General features: G+C 63.0%; 15 protein-coding genes. 10 read left to right on the top strand and 5 right to left on the bottom strand.

The window, feature by feature from the left end; genetic code table 11:
• The first annotated feature begins 15 nt into the window (after nt 1–15).
• Complete coding sequence (locus ACIQTX_RS00075) at nt 16–585, top strand: TetR/AcrR family transcriptional regulator (RefSeq protein WP_258131615.1); 570 nt, start codon at nt 16–18, stop codon at nt 583–585.
• Between the two features lie 156 nt (nt 586–741).
• Here the strand turns inward: ACIQTX_RS00075 and ACIQTX_RS00070 are convergent, their stop codons facing one another.
• A complete protein-coding gene (locus tag ACIQTX_RS00070) occupies nt 742–927 on the bottom strand; it encodes a hypothetical protein (RefSeq protein WP_402967264.1) in 186 nt (61 codons plus the stop codon).
• 32 nt (nt 928–959) lie between these two features.
• Nucleotides 960–1,091 (bottom strand): DUF2599 domain-containing protein, encoded by a 132-nt coding sequence (locus tag ACIQTX_RS00065; protein WP_402967261.1) that lies wholly within the window; start codon nt 1,089–1,091, stop codon nt 960–962.
• A gap of 296 nt (nt 1,092–1,387) precedes the next feature.
• Here ACIQTX_RS00065 and ACIQTX_RS00060 point away from each other — a divergent pair, with 296 nt between their 5' ends.
• From ACIQTX_RS00060 to ACIQTX_RS00050, 3 genes are all read left to right on the top strand, one after another.
• On the top strand, nt 1,388–2,287 hold the full coding sequence (locus ACIQTX_RS00060) for a hypothetical protein (RefSeq protein WP_402967258.1): 900 nt from the start codon (nt 1,388–1,390) through the stop codon (nt 2,285–2,287).
• Nucleotides 2,288–2,306: 19 nt separating this feature from the next.
• Entirely contained in the window at nt 2,307–2,672 is a 366-nt protein-coding gene (locus ACIQTX_RS00055) for a hypothetical protein (protein WP_402967255.1), read from the top strand.
• A gap of 91 nt (nt 2,673–2,763) precedes the next feature.
• Entirely contained in the window at nt 2,764–3,030 is a 267-nt protein-coding gene (locus ACIQTX_RS00050; protein WP_402967252.1) for a hypothetical protein, read from the top strand.
• A 44-nt stretch (nt 3,031–3,074) separates the two neighbouring features.
• On the opposite strand, the gene ACIQTX_RS00045 is transcribed toward ACIQTX_RS00050, so the two are convergent.
• On the bottom strand, nt 3,075–3,503 hold the full coding sequence (locus ACIQTX_RS00045) for a polynucleotide kinase (RefSeq protein ID WP_402967249.1): 429 nt from the start codon (nt 3,501–3,503) through the stop codon (nt 3,075–3,077).
• Between the two features lie 68 nt (nt 3,504–3,571).
• Between ACIQTX_RS00045 and ACIQTX_RS00040 the strand changes: the two genes are divergently transcribed.
• The gene (locus ACIQTX_RS00040) at nt 3,572–4,363 is read left to right on the top strand and encodes a hypothetical protein (RefSeq protein WP_402967246.1); all 792 of its coding nucleotides are present in this window, start codon (nt 3,572–3,574) and stop codon (nt 4,361–4,363) included.
• A 52-nt stretch (nt 4,364–4,415) separates the two neighbouring features.
• Here ACIQTX_RS00040 and ACIQTX_RS00035 read toward each other — a convergent pair whose 3' ends face one another.
• Nucleotides 4,416–4,919 (bottom strand): DUF4188 domain-containing protein, encoded by a 504-nt coding sequence (locus tag ACIQTX_RS00035; RefSeq protein WP_402967243.1) that lies wholly within the window; start codon nt 4,917–4,919, stop codon nt 4,416–4,418.
• Nucleotides 4,920–4,989: 70 nt separating this feature from the next.
• Between ACIQTX_RS00035 and ACIQTX_RS00030 the strand changes: the two genes are divergently transcribed.
• The 4 genes from ACIQTX_RS00030 to ACIQTX_RS00015 all read left to right on the top strand — a co-directional run bounded on the left by ACIQTX_RS00030 (nt 4,990) and on the right by ACIQTX_RS00015 (nt 9,729).
• Nucleotides 4,990–5,598, top strand: coding sequence for a MerR family transcriptional regulator (locus ACIQTX_RS00030; protein WP_402967240.1), 609 nt, complete (start codon nt 4,990–4,992; stop codon nt 5,596–5,598).
• Between the two features lie 111 nt (nt 5,599–5,709).
• Nucleotides 5,710–7,377, top strand: coding sequence for a class I SAM-dependent DNA methyltransferase (locus tag ACIQTX_RS00025; protein ID WP_402967237.1), 1,668 nt, complete (start codon nt 5,710–5,712; stop codon nt 7,375–7,377).
• Nucleotides 7,367–8,401, top strand: a complete 1,035-nt coding sequence (locus ACIQTX_RS00020; protein ID WP_402967234.1) for a hypothetical protein — start codon at nt 7,367–7,369, stop codon at nt 8,399–8,401. The genes ACIQTX_RS00025 and ACIQTX_RS00020 overlap by 11 nt, the downstream gene beginning before the upstream one ends.
• 242 nt (nt 8,402–8,643) lie before the next feature.
• Nucleotides 8,644–9,729: a type I restriction endonuclease gene (locus ACIQTX_RS00015; protein ID WP_402967231.1), complete on the top strand. Its 1,086-nt coding sequence runs from the start codon at nt 8,644–8,646 to the stop codon at nt 9,727–9,729.
• A 75-nt stretch (nt 9,730–9,804) separates the two neighbouring features.
• On the opposite strand, the gene ACIQTX_RS00010 is transcribed toward ACIQTX_RS00015, so the two are convergent.
• The gene (locus tag ACIQTX_RS00010) at nt 9,805–11,307 is read right to left on the bottom strand and encodes a SulP family inorganic anion transporter (RefSeq protein ID WP_402967228.1); all 1,503 of its coding nucleotides are present in this window, start codon (nt 11,305–11,307) and stop codon (nt 9,805–9,807) included.
• A gap of 177 nt (nt 11,308–11,484) precedes the next feature.
• On the opposite strand from ACIQTX_RS00010, the gene ACIQTX_RS00005 reads away from it, so the two are divergent.
• Nucleotides 11,485–11,994: a hypothetical protein gene (locus ACIQTX_RS00005; RefSeq protein WP_402967225.1), complete on the top strand. Its 510-nt coding sequence runs from the start codon at nt 11,485–11,487 to the stop codon at nt 11,992–11,994.
• The last annotated feature ends 401 nt before the right edge of the window (nt 11,995–12,395 follow it).

The raw sequence follows: 12,395 nt of genomic DNA, 5'->3' as shown, positions 1-12,395 counted from the left end.
GAGTACGCTCGGAAGGTGCCCCGTCCTCGCAGTGAGAAAGCCCGTCAGTCCGTGCTGGAGGCGATGCGTCGTGCGCTCGCCGCAGACGGTTATGAGGCAGTGACGATCGAGGGTCTCGCGGAGTCTGCAGAGGTGTCGAAGCAAACGATCTACCGGTGGTGGCCGTCGAAGGCCGCGATCCTCGGAGAGGCGCTGCTCGAGGGTGCCCTGCCGGGAGCCGAGGTGTCGGTGCCGATGACGGCCGACCTCGGGGCAGATTTGCGGGCGTGGTTCTCTGCGATGTCTGACGGGTTGGCTCGGCCCGAGGGTGTTGCGCTGGCTCGGGCGCTGATCGAGGTCACTGCTGCCGATCCCGAGCTGGGGCTCGTTTTGAACGAGCGGCTGGCGGCGCCTATTCGCGAGTGGGTGGCCGAGCGTGTGTCGCGCGGGCGTGCGGACGGGGATGTGCGGGCGGATGTGGATGCTGCGGCGATCGCGGATCAGTTCATCGCGATGGCGTCGTACTCCGCGTTGATCGGGCAGCCGTTGAGTGCGGAGCGGGTGGAGGAGACCGTGGTGCGGTTGCTGCGGGGGATTGCGGCGTAACCAGTCTGTGGCCGGGGTGAGCCGGAGCGCGTTCGTCTCTCACTTGCCGAAACCCGACGGACTCGTACAGCGTCGCGAGCGCGGTGCTCGAGCATGAGACGACCCCGCCACCCTGATGGGTAGCGGGGCCGAATGAGGAGAGCTATAGGACCTTGGTCACTCTCTTCGGAAGAGAATGCTCCCGAACCCGACGAGCATGAGACATGCGCCAAGCAGACCAGTCAGAGCAGCAGGTGTGAGGTTTCCAGTCGTGTGCTCCGCGTCGGAGATGTAGCCCTCAGCAATCGCCATGACAATGGCGAGGACGATGACGGCGGCACCGACGAATCCTATGCTGACCATTGCTCGTCTCGTTTGCTGCTTCACAATCGCTCCTAGGGGTTGCATCCTGCGGCCAAGAGGTTGCTGTAGCTTACGTCGGGCCGCCAAGCGTCGAGGTTCCACGGCGACTTGAACGGGGCGATGTCGACGCGGCATCGAAGCTGGGCGTGAGACGCTCGCGGCAACGTGGTGGTGACTCGGAGCGCTCTTGCCAGACCCAGAATATCACTAGCGTCCTCATATGTATGCTTTCATTGCCCATGTGACCAAGGCTGGGTATTGAGGCTTCGCTCTCTCGCACTCGGACTTCGCGAGCTGATCAACGCTGAACCTCTGATCTGGCATCGGGCGGACCTCGAAGGGTACCGGCTGTCACGAGCTTTGCGGCCGCGGCCGTGGAGAGAGAACGATCACCGGCGGGCCGCTACGAGTGAATGGAATCACAGCGATGTTGCAAAGAACACGGGAGTCCATCGTTGCGATGGCCGCCACCCTGGCCCTCACAGCAATGCTGGCTTCACCAGCGCATGCATCTGACAGCGACGTTGATGAGGCGGAGTCTGTCGCGGCCACCATCGAAGCTGCGACCCCGACAACGACTTTGTCCGAACCGGGGGTGGTCGAGGGCGGTCAATTGATCACGACGGTCGGTGACATCGCATCAGTAGTACCGCTTTCGGCTGACGAGAACATCGTTGTGAGTGCGCCGATTGATGGAGGGGCCCGGGCGGAGAGTCGGGGCATCGAGCTGCCCAGCGAAATCCCCATTAGCGAGGGAGTGGTGACGGACGATGGCACTGTCGTTTTCGAAGCCGATGACCGTTCAGGTGACGCAGTTGCTGTCCAGACGCTCGTCGACGGATCGACGCGCATTCAAACCGTGATCGGCGGTGCCGCGAGCCCGCACGAATTCGGCTACCGCATGGATGGTTACCAGCCGTACCAGAGCGATACGGGTGAAGTGATCTTCTTGAACGAGGCCGGAGACTACGTGCCTGTCGCGGCGCCGTGGGCGGTCGACGCGAACGGCAAGAGTGTGCCGACGTTTTATGAAGTGCGCGGCGATGAACTCTTCCAGGTGGTCGCCCCTGGAGCGGAAACTGCCTACCCCGTGGTGGCGGACCCCAGCTGGATTTGGAACGGACCCATCTGGGGCATGAAGCTCAATCGTGCCGAGACCTCGCGTGTGCGGGACTACGCGGCAGCACTCGCAATGTGCGGGTCCTTCTTGAAGAAGCTCCCGAGGGTGGGATGGGCATGTGCCGCTTTCGGAGGCTACATGGTGGCTCAGGCCAACATCGCGCAGGGTGACAACCCGAAGACCTGCTTGTTCCTGACAGCCGCTCCGGTTCCGGGCGTCATCATGAGGATCACGTGCTGAAGGTTCGCGGAGGACGATCGTGACGATAGGTATCGAAGGTGAGATCCTGACGTACGTGTTGACGGCGGCTCTGGCCGTAAGTGCGGGTCTCGTGCTCGGCGGAGTCTCCGCGACAGCCCACCGGCGGTCGGCCATCAGCGCGGGGCTTTTAATCGTGGGAGTCGTCACCGCCGCAGGGTTCGCCCTCGGATCGAGCGCGCCGTGGGTCGGCCCCATCTTTGCGATCGTGTCCATGCTGGCGGGCACTCTATTTGCCGCTGCCGCAAAAAGGGATGAGCCAGCGTTCGAAGACGAGTCGTTCGGAAGCCGTTTGGTCGCCGTGCTGAACGTGCGGCGCGGAGTGCCCGTCGAAGAGGCCAGTCTCAGGCCGGATGGTGATGGGTGATGTCGCACAGGTGACTTCCGCCGCGCAGACTGCGCGGGAGTGTCGAGCAAGTGGCGGCGGCAGTGGGCGAGGAACAGGAAGGACGGACACTATGGTCTACGTCGCCGTCGGGGTAGTGCTTCTCCTCTGGGGAGCGTTGGTTGGTCGACTGGGCAGGAAGCTGGGCACGCTCCTCGCTGTCGTGCCCGTTCTGCTGTGGTTCGGGCTCCTCGCGTGGTTTACCTGGTCGGGCGCCCTCGACGGCCCTACCGGAGACGCGCTACCCGTCTACCTCTTGATCGGGCTCCTCGCGTTTCTCATCGGGGCGAACCTCACCAGTCGGGGCGAGCCCTCACGCCGAACACGACCGCGGCCGTGATCTGGCAGTCGTGACTCAGGGCTCTGGCGGGTGGTTTCGGAAGGTCAGAAGTTGCCCTCGGCGACCTGGAAGCAGGTCAGTCCGCGCGAGCGCCACATCTCCACCACGCTGCGGCGGTCGTCGACGACGCCGATGACGCTGAAGTGCGGTTCGATGTGGGCGTCGTAGATCTCGGCCTTCACGATGTTGTCGGCGCGCTGGTCTCCCGTGCGGCGGAGCAGGAGGCGGTCGAACGGGATCTCGTTGAACGTCAGCCAGGCCTCGGTGGCGCGACGGGCGGTCTCGTCGCGGCCCGAGACGACGATGAGGGCATCGACGTCGGGGTGGGCCGCGAACGCCTGAGCTGCAACGACGACCGGGTGGTTCGGGGTGTCGATCGCGACATTGCGCATGTCGTACGGAGAGCGGTCGCCGATGAGGGCGAGAGTGCCGTCGACGTCGAAGATCCAGGCGCGAGGGCGATCGGTGGGCATGGTGCGAGGGTACTTGTCTTCCGGGGTGGATTGTCCAAGGGAATCGCTGATCTGGGATCATGGCGACCATGGATTCCGTCGACTTTCCAGTGCTCTTCGCTGATCTGATCGAAGCGCTTGAATCTCCGAACGTGGCGGATTGGATCACCGCGGGCGCGACCATCCTCACGTTGGTGGTCGCAGTGTTCGCTTTGACGTACGCTCGCGGTCAAGTGGCCGAGGCCCAATCCGCGCGCCGGCAGGCAAGGGAACTGGAAAAGGAGCGCTCGCAACCGTACGTCGTCGCCTACACGGAGCCATCCGGTGCCACTCCGGCCATCATTGATCTCGTCGTCAAGAACTATGGGCAGACGGCCGCGCAAAATGTCAGACTCGAGCTCGACCCGTGGCCCGTGCGTTCAGACGGAACCGCAGGTGGTGAACGCGTCGCCGTTCCAGATCCGATTCCCGTGCTCGCACCCGGCCAGGAGTGGCGAACAATGTGGGACAGCGCGAGTGAGCGCGGTTCTTCTGAACATCCCGATCGACATGCCGGGCTCGTTCGATACGAGGGCATCGATCGCGAAAGCCGCGAATCCGAAGTCGTGCTCGACTGGGCCGTTTACAAGACGCGCAGGTGGGTTCAGGTGTACGGCGAGCATGACTCAGCAAAAGCGCTCCGTGACATGCGCGGGATCATGAAGAAGTGGAGCGAGAGTATCCACGGATCTCTGTCGGTTTACGTGCGCGATGGTCACGCCAAAGATGAGTCCCGCCAAGCGCAGTTTGAGGCGTTCCAGGCGGGCGGGGAAGTCTCGAAGCCTCGTCCGAAGCGAGCGCCCCTTCCCCGTCCCCGAGTGCAGCGGCGCCGACGCGCGTAATCACACGGTGCCTCGCCGGGAGACCCCGGGCCACGGATGCCCTCCAGGGGCGTCAGCTGGCAGATGAGCGGCTTGCGTCGGTCCGCCCTTCCGCGAACCGCGCCTGCGCCCGGTCCTGACGCCGTCCGACCTCGACGAGTTCCGTGGCCTTCGGCAGGCCCATCGGCTTCGTCGATACGTAGACGCTCTCGGCGGTGTCGACGCGGAAGGTCTCGTGCCAGATTCCCACCGCTCCTGGAGCCTTGCGGGCTGCGCGGTTGAAGGCGGTCCACGCGGGGCGGTGTTCCTGGTTCGGGCTGGACGCGTAGGCGTAGAGCTTGTCGACGGATGACCAGTACTGCACGACGTAGGGTCCGCCGGAGCCGAAGAGCAGGTGGTAACCGAGCATGCCCGAGTCGGGGTCGGTGCTGAGTTCGCGCAGCATCCCCGGCATGGCGAAGAAGGCCGGCATCCACAGGTCAGGGCGCCACCAGCGGTTGATCTGCATCCCGATGTGGAACACGACGAGCTCGCCCTCGTGGCGGTGGGTCATGCGGCCCGTGATGACTTTCGACATGATGACTCCTTGGTTGGATAGCGACACTATCCATAATGGATAGCGCTACTATCGAAGTCAAGAGGTGGCCATGAGAATTTCCGAACTGTCAGCCCAGACCGGCGTGACCGTGCCGACGATCAAGTACTACCTGCGCGAGGGGCTGCTGCCCGAGGGCGAGCGCAGTGCGCCGACCCAGGCCGCGTACGGCGAGAAGCACGTGGAGCGGCTGCGGGTGATCCGGGCGCTGCTCGACGCCGGGGTGAGCATCGCCGAGACACGGCGGGTGCTGGCGGCGCTGGATGATCCGCCGGCGAGTGCTCACGACCTGCTCGGGACGGCGCACGCGGCGATCACTCCGCCGGTGGACGGTTCTTTGGATCTGACGGACGCTGAGGCTCTTGTGGCAGGGCTCGGGTGGAAGCCAGGGATGTGTGACGACGCGGTGCTGCACGCGGTCGCGCGGGCGCTGCAGGGGCTGGAGCACGTCGGGTTCACCGTTCCGGATGCGGCGATGGCGGAGTACCTCTCGAGTACGCGGCGGATTGCGGAGGCGGAGATCGCCGGGGTGCCGGGGGAGTCTGCGGAGGCTGCGGTTCGGTACGTGGTGCTGGGGTCGGTGTTGGTGGAGCCGTTGTTGCTGGCGTTGCGGAGGGTGGCGCAGCAGGTGAGCTCGGGGGAAAGATTCGGGCGGGACTGATCCGTCGATCACGGTCCTAGTGGCCATGGCGAATCATCGCATCTGTCTATCGCTTCAACTTGCTGGGCGCTGCTTCCTGGGGATGTCTGAAGCGTGCGACAGAATGGACGCATGTCCGATTCTCCCGTGCCTGCAACCCTCGACACGGCGGAGCTTCGGAAGGCTCGGGGCGCGTTTTTCACCCCGAGGGCCATCACCCGCTTCATCTCGGAGTGGGCGATTCGCACCCCGAACGATACGGTGCTGGAGCCATCGGCAGGAGACGCGGCCTTCCTCGTTCAGGCAGTCCATCGCCTTCAGCAGCTTGGCGCTGGTGACGCCCCGAATATTCGCGTGGATGGCGTGGAGATCCACGCGGATAGTGCTCGCATCGCCCGAACTCGGATCAAGGAGGCTGGGGGGGATCCTCGGCTCATCGTCAGCGACTTCTTCTTGGTTGACCCTGAACCCCGCTACTCCGTAGTGATTGGGAATCCTCCTTACATTCGTTACCAGGACTTCACTGGTGAAGCTCGCACGCGCTCCCGTGCCGCCGCGCTGAGAGCCGGCGTCGCGCTGACAGCACTAGCTTCAAGCTGGGCTGCTTTTACGGTCCACTCGGCCCTCTTCCTAAAGCCCGGCGGCAGGATGGGGCTCGTGCTGCCGGCGGAATTGCTAAGCGTGAACTACGCCGCAGCGGTCAGGCAGTTCCTCTTTGACCGCTTCCGGAGCGTCGAACTCGTACTGTTTGACGAACAGGTATTTCCCGAGGCCGAGGCTGACGTCGTCCTCCTCCTCGCCGATGGATTCGACGAGGGACCAACGGACCACGCGACCATCTACCAGGCGCGAGACGCGGAAGCACTTGCTTCGCTCAGTGGTCCACTGAAATGGACGCCCCTCGATCCCGCTGCGAAATGGACTGGAGTTCTAGTAAACCCAGACGCGATCGAGCCCCTACGCACCTTGAGAGCGAGCGGTCTCTTCGCCAATCTCGAAGCTTGGGGCGACACCACCCTTGGCATGGTCACGGGCAACAACAGGTTCTTCGCGCTCTCGCCTGATCGGGTGAGGGAACTAGGTCTTGCGCGCCGTGATCTGGTTCGGCTCTCACCTCCAGGAAGCTCGCACCTTCGTGGTCTGGAGCTAACAAATGACGCGATGACGCGGCTTGGGCGGCGGGGCAAGGCGACCTGGCTGTTTCGCCCGGCCGAAAGTCCATCTCATGCGGCCCGCGCCTATATTGAGGCTGGCCACCTCGCAGGCGTTGACGAAGCATACAAGTGCCGAGTGCGTAAGCCCTGGTATCGGGTTCCGCTCTTACCGCCAGCAGACCTGTTGCTGACATGCATGAATGCCGATACACCACGCCTCACGACAAACAGTGCTGGCGCAGGCCACTTGAACTCAGTTCACGGTGTCTACCTCAAGGACAGTACGCGTGCGCTAGGGCGCGAGCTCCTTCCGCTCGCGAGCTTGAACTCTGTCACTCTCCTCAACGCGGAGATGGTGGGTCGCTCCTACGGCGGGGGCGTCCTCAAGTTGGAACCACGAGAAGCAGACGTCTGGGCTATGCCATCCGTTCAACACATCGAGGCCCACGCCGATGACCTTCGCGGCATTAGACCGAAGGTGGCCCGGCTCTTGCGACAGGGGAAGTTGGGCCACGCGGTAGAACTCGTGGATGAAGTTCTCCTCGTAGGGTCTGGCATCGTCACAGACGCAGATCTCAGTCGCGTGCGACAAGCCCACGCTGACATGACCGGACGACGTACGGCTAGGGGACGTAGTGGCCACTGAATCAAGCGCTAAAGAAAAGGCGTGGTTTGTATTCGACCGAATCGTTGCGGACGCAGCTCCGAACGGCGTTTATACGAACCCCTGGGTGAGGCAGGTCGACGGTCAGCTGCGCTATGAGCCCGACCATGAGACCTTGATGCGCCTGCTTGGCGTCCCGCTCTACCTCGGAGTGGATACTCGAACGGGTGTGCCGGCCCTCTCCCTCGACGTGTGGCTGAGCTACGAACTCCGTCGCGCCGGATTCGATCCTGATGCGACGTGGCCGCGAGGCACCCATCCGCGCATTCTGCCGATGCCTGTAGCTAATCTGCTAAAGGCTGTCCCCGCGAAAGAACGCGCCCTGCTCACTGCGCGCCTAACTAGGAGTGCGGCTGTAGCTGGAGTCACCTCTGCCAGTGCCAGCATTCTGGGGAAGAACTACCTCAAGCAAGTGGATGTAATCATGACCGATTGGGCGACCGGACCGGAACTCCTGATCTCGACCAAGAGGATGGACTCTTCCTATGGGAAGAATGCCGCAAATCGTGTTGAAGAGTCCTACGGCGACGCAAAGAATCTGCGCCTGAGGCACCCGCTCGCCGCGCTCGGGTTCGTGTTTGGGTTGCGTTCCGACATCCTGCAGAAGGAGCCGGATACTGCTGAATGGCTGATTGACCTGCTCGGCAAGCTCGGGCGCGAGGACGATGCATACCATTCGACATGCCTGGTGATGATCGAGTACGCCGATACAGTAACCCCGCCGGTGGACAGCGGAGAGGATGCTGAGGATCCCCTCATCTCGGCCGGGCTCGCACCCGATAAAGACGCCGACATTGCGATCTCGTATGTGCCACAGTCTGAAGTTGAACGCGCGCTAGCGAACCTTCCGCCCGTGGGTATTCGCCATGACGCTGTACCCGCTCACCTCAGCCCGTCGACGTTCCTCGCCAAGATGATTGAGCGCGTTCTTGACACAACGCCCGTGAACATGCATAAGGCGGCTCGCAAGCTTCGCACGGATGCCAGATCGGCTGCGACCCCTTGAGGAGCGAACCGACAAGAGAGGTCGGGAGACTGCCACTCTAAGTTCAACCAAGATCGATGTCGTTCTCGGCACGGCCTACGGAGCATCGTTCAGCCGTCGGTACTGAAGGACACCGCCGCTCGATTGAGGCTGCTTCTGCCGTCATCGAACGACAGCTTGAGCAGCTGCCGTGATGGTGCTCATGCGGCGCGGTTCCGCTATCGTCTGGATCAAAGCGTGTTCAACGAAGAGATGGAGCAACGGTGGAGTTTTCAGAGCGTCTCGATTCCCTCGCAACGAAGGTGAAGAACCAGGCGACGGCGATCGGGACCGAGGAGGCGACGAAGAATGCATTCGTCATGCCGTTCATCTCAACGATTCTTGGCTACGACGTTTTTGACCCGCTGGAGGTCGTCCCGGAGTTCACGGCGGACGTGGGCACCAAGAAAGGCGAGAAGGTCGACTACGCGATCATGCGCGAAGGGGAGGTTCAGATCCTCATAGAGTGCAAGCCATCGATGGGTTCACTCAAGATCGAGCACGCCTCTCAGCTCTTCCGATACTTCTCCGTCACGAACGCGCGCATCGCTGTCCTGACCAACGGCGTTCTCTGGCACTTCTACACAGACCTCGATGCCCCGAACCGCATGGATGGCAAGCCGTTCCTCGTGCTCGACCTGCTCGACATCGATGAGACCCTCATCCCTGAGATCCAGAAGCTCAGCAAGGAGAGCTTTGATCTCGAATCGATCATCAGCGCTGCGGAAGAGCTGAAGTACATTGGCGCGCTAAAGAGAGAGATTGCGAGCCAGTTCCGCGAACCGACCGACGAGTGGATCAAGTTCTTTGCAACGCGCGTCTATGACGGCTCATACACGCAGAAGGTTCGACAGCAGTTCACCGGTCTCGTTGGGAAGGCAGCTCATCAGTTCCTCAACGAGCGGGTGAATGACCGCTTGAAGGCCGCGCTCGGGGTGAGCGGCATCGCGCACCCTGCAGACCCGTCGCCGGCGACGAGTGCCGAGGTTGTGGAGGCCGATCTCGATCGCGACACCGAGATCGAGACCACTCTCGAAGAACTCGAGGGCTACCAGATCGTCAAGGCGATCGCTTGCGGCGAGGTAAAGCCGCAGCGGGTAACCCATCGCGATGCCAAGAGTTATTTCGCCGTGCTGCTCGATGACAACAACCGAAAGCCCGTTGCTCGCCTTCACTTCAACGGGAAGCAGAAGTACCTGGGGCTTTTGGACGAGGACAAGGTTGAAACGCGCCACGCGATCGAGGAGCTCGACGAGATCTACTCTCACGCGGACGGAATTCGTGAAGCGGTTCGTCGGTACAAGGACTGACGCGAAACCGAGCAGCGATGTTTGCCGGCGTGGAGCACGAGGACTTCTTCTCGTGCTCCACGCGGTCGTTAAGGCCTACTCGAACCCACCCGTCAACCGCCCCCGCATCCGCTGACTGCTCTCATTCATCCCGACGATCTCCACCGTCTTCCCCAGCGCCTGATACTTCGTCTCGATCGCATCCAACGCGGCGACGGTCGACGCATCCCACACATGCGACCCCGACAGATCAACAATCACGCGAGCGGGATCCGATGAGTACGAGAACAACGTTGTCAGGTCATTGCTCGACGCGAAGAACAGTTCCCCCTCCACGACGTACGTCACAACGTCCCCCGCCGCAGACAGCACGCGCGTAACCGTTACGAAGTGCGCCACCCGCCGCACGAACAGCACCGACGCGACCAGCACCCCGCCGACGACCCCGACCGCCAGGTTGTGCGTGATCAGTACAAGCACCACTGTCGCCACCATCACGAAGGTCTCACTCTTCGGCATCCGCTTCAACGTCGACGGACGCACGCTGTGCCAGTCGAACGCTCCGATCGCGACCATGATCATCACGGCCACCAGCGCTGCCATCGGGATCGTCCCGACGAAGTCGCCGAACACGACCACCAGTAAGAACAAGAAGAGACCCGCGCAGAACGTCGAGATGCGGGTGCGCGCCCCGGACGCCTTCACGTTGATCATGGTCTGACCGATCACGGCGCAGCCGCCCATGCCGCCGAAGATCCCCGACAGCACGTTCGCCACTCCCTGCGCCCACGCCTCGCGGCTCTTGCGTGAGTGGGTGTCGGTGATCTCGTCGACGAGCTTCGCGGTGAGCAGCGACTCCAGCAGCCCCACCACCGCGACTCCGAGCGCGAACGGAGCGATGATCGTGAACGTCTCCCATGTGAACGGCACATCCGGCAAGAAGAGAGAGGGCAGACTCCGCGGCAGCTCGCCCTGGTCGCCGACCGTCGGCACCGTGATGCCGAACGCGAGCACGACACCCGTCACGATGACCACCGACACCAGCGGCGCCGGCACGACCTTGGTGATCTTCGGCATCACCAGCATCACGACGATCCCGAGCGCGACCAGCGGATACACCAGCCACGGCACGTCGATCAGCTGCGGGAACTGCGAGCTGAACACGAAGATCGCCAGCGCGTTCACGAACCCGACCATGACGCTGCGGGGGATGAACCGCATGAGCTTCGCGACACCGACCACGCCGAGGATCACCTGGAAGATGCCGGCGAGGATCACGGTCGCGATGAAGTAGTCCAGTCCGTACATCGGCGCGACTGGGGCGATCACGAGCGCGACGGCTCCGGTCGCCGCGGTCACCATCGCCGGGCGTCCGCCGAGGAACGCGATCGACACCGCCATGATGAACGACGAGAACAGCCCCACCTTGGGATCCACGCCCGCGATCACAGAGAACGCGATGGCCTCGGGGATGAGGGCGAGTCCGACGACGAGCCCGGCCAGCACCTCGCGGGTCAGCATCCGCGGATTCTTCAGCGCCGTCAGGACAGAGGGGTTCGCCCGATAGCGGGCACGATCATCGACCGTCGTTGCAGACATGGAGCTCCAGGGGAAGGCGCCTCGAGAATGAGGCAGACGCTCCAGCGTAGGGCGGGGTCGCCGCAGCCGAGTGTCGGACGGTGGGGAACCGTCATGCGGGCTCGGCCCGCTCTCATCCCTTCCGCTCATCTGTGCCCTGCGCCATCATGAAGACGACCGCCTGTGAAGGAGACCACTGTGTCGCTTGCACCTATATCGCTGAACACCGCCGTTGTCACCGGACTCCCGGGCGCTGCGGTCATCGCGCAGATCCGACGCGTCTTGACCATCGCCGTGATCGCCGCGCTGGTGTACCCCACCCTCATGGTCGCGAGTCGGGGCTACTGCCCCGGTGGCGTCGATGGGAGCAGCGGATTCATTGATGCGTCGGGGCGGCCGGTGGACGAAGCGCCCGTGTGCATCCAGCTGACGCTCGGTCCCAGCCCGCTGGTCTACGTCGGTATCGCGGTGATCGTGCTGCTTGCGCTCGGCCGGGTGATGAAGGCAAGTGACGAAGCCGCCGCGTTCAAGACGCTGAACCGCGCGTCCATCGCAGTGGGGGCACTTGTCGGCATCGCGATCGTCGTCTCGCACGTCTGGTTCTTCATGATCCCGATGGAGGGGTTCTCCTCCGGCTCATGGACGGTCTTCAGCCCGTTCCCCTTCGGCAACATCGCCGTCACGACTACACCTCTGATCGTCGAGTGATGCGCGGCGCGGACAGGAGAGTGGCGCGGATCTGCCGATGCGGCCATGCGACACGCCCGGCGGTCAGCCCTGATTTGCCCGATCCCCGGGATCCGCGTAACTTATTACTTGTTCGCCCCAAACGGTTGAGCGGAGGTCCTCGGACCGGCTCCCGTCAAGCAGCAAACAACTCCCGAATCCCAGACACTCACTGAGTGAACAGGATGAAGGAGCTGATCCGTTCCCACGGTCAGGCCGAAGAAATTCGGACTTGACAACGGAAACGAGATCGGTAAGATAGAGAAGTTGCCCTGCGGGCCTGGCTGCGATGGCTGGGTCGTGGGAGCATCCGATCCTTGAGAACTCAACAGCGTGCACTTGTCAAATGCCAAATTATCCTCGTCTAGCTTCGGCTAGTTGAG

The sequence above is a fragment of the Microbacterium sp. NPDC090281 genome (genome assembly GCF_044769635.1).
GTDB lineage: Bacteria > Actinomycetota > Actinomycetes > Actinomycetales > Microbacteriaceae > Microbacterium.
This window is presented reverse-complemented; position numbering and strand designations above follow the sequence as displayed.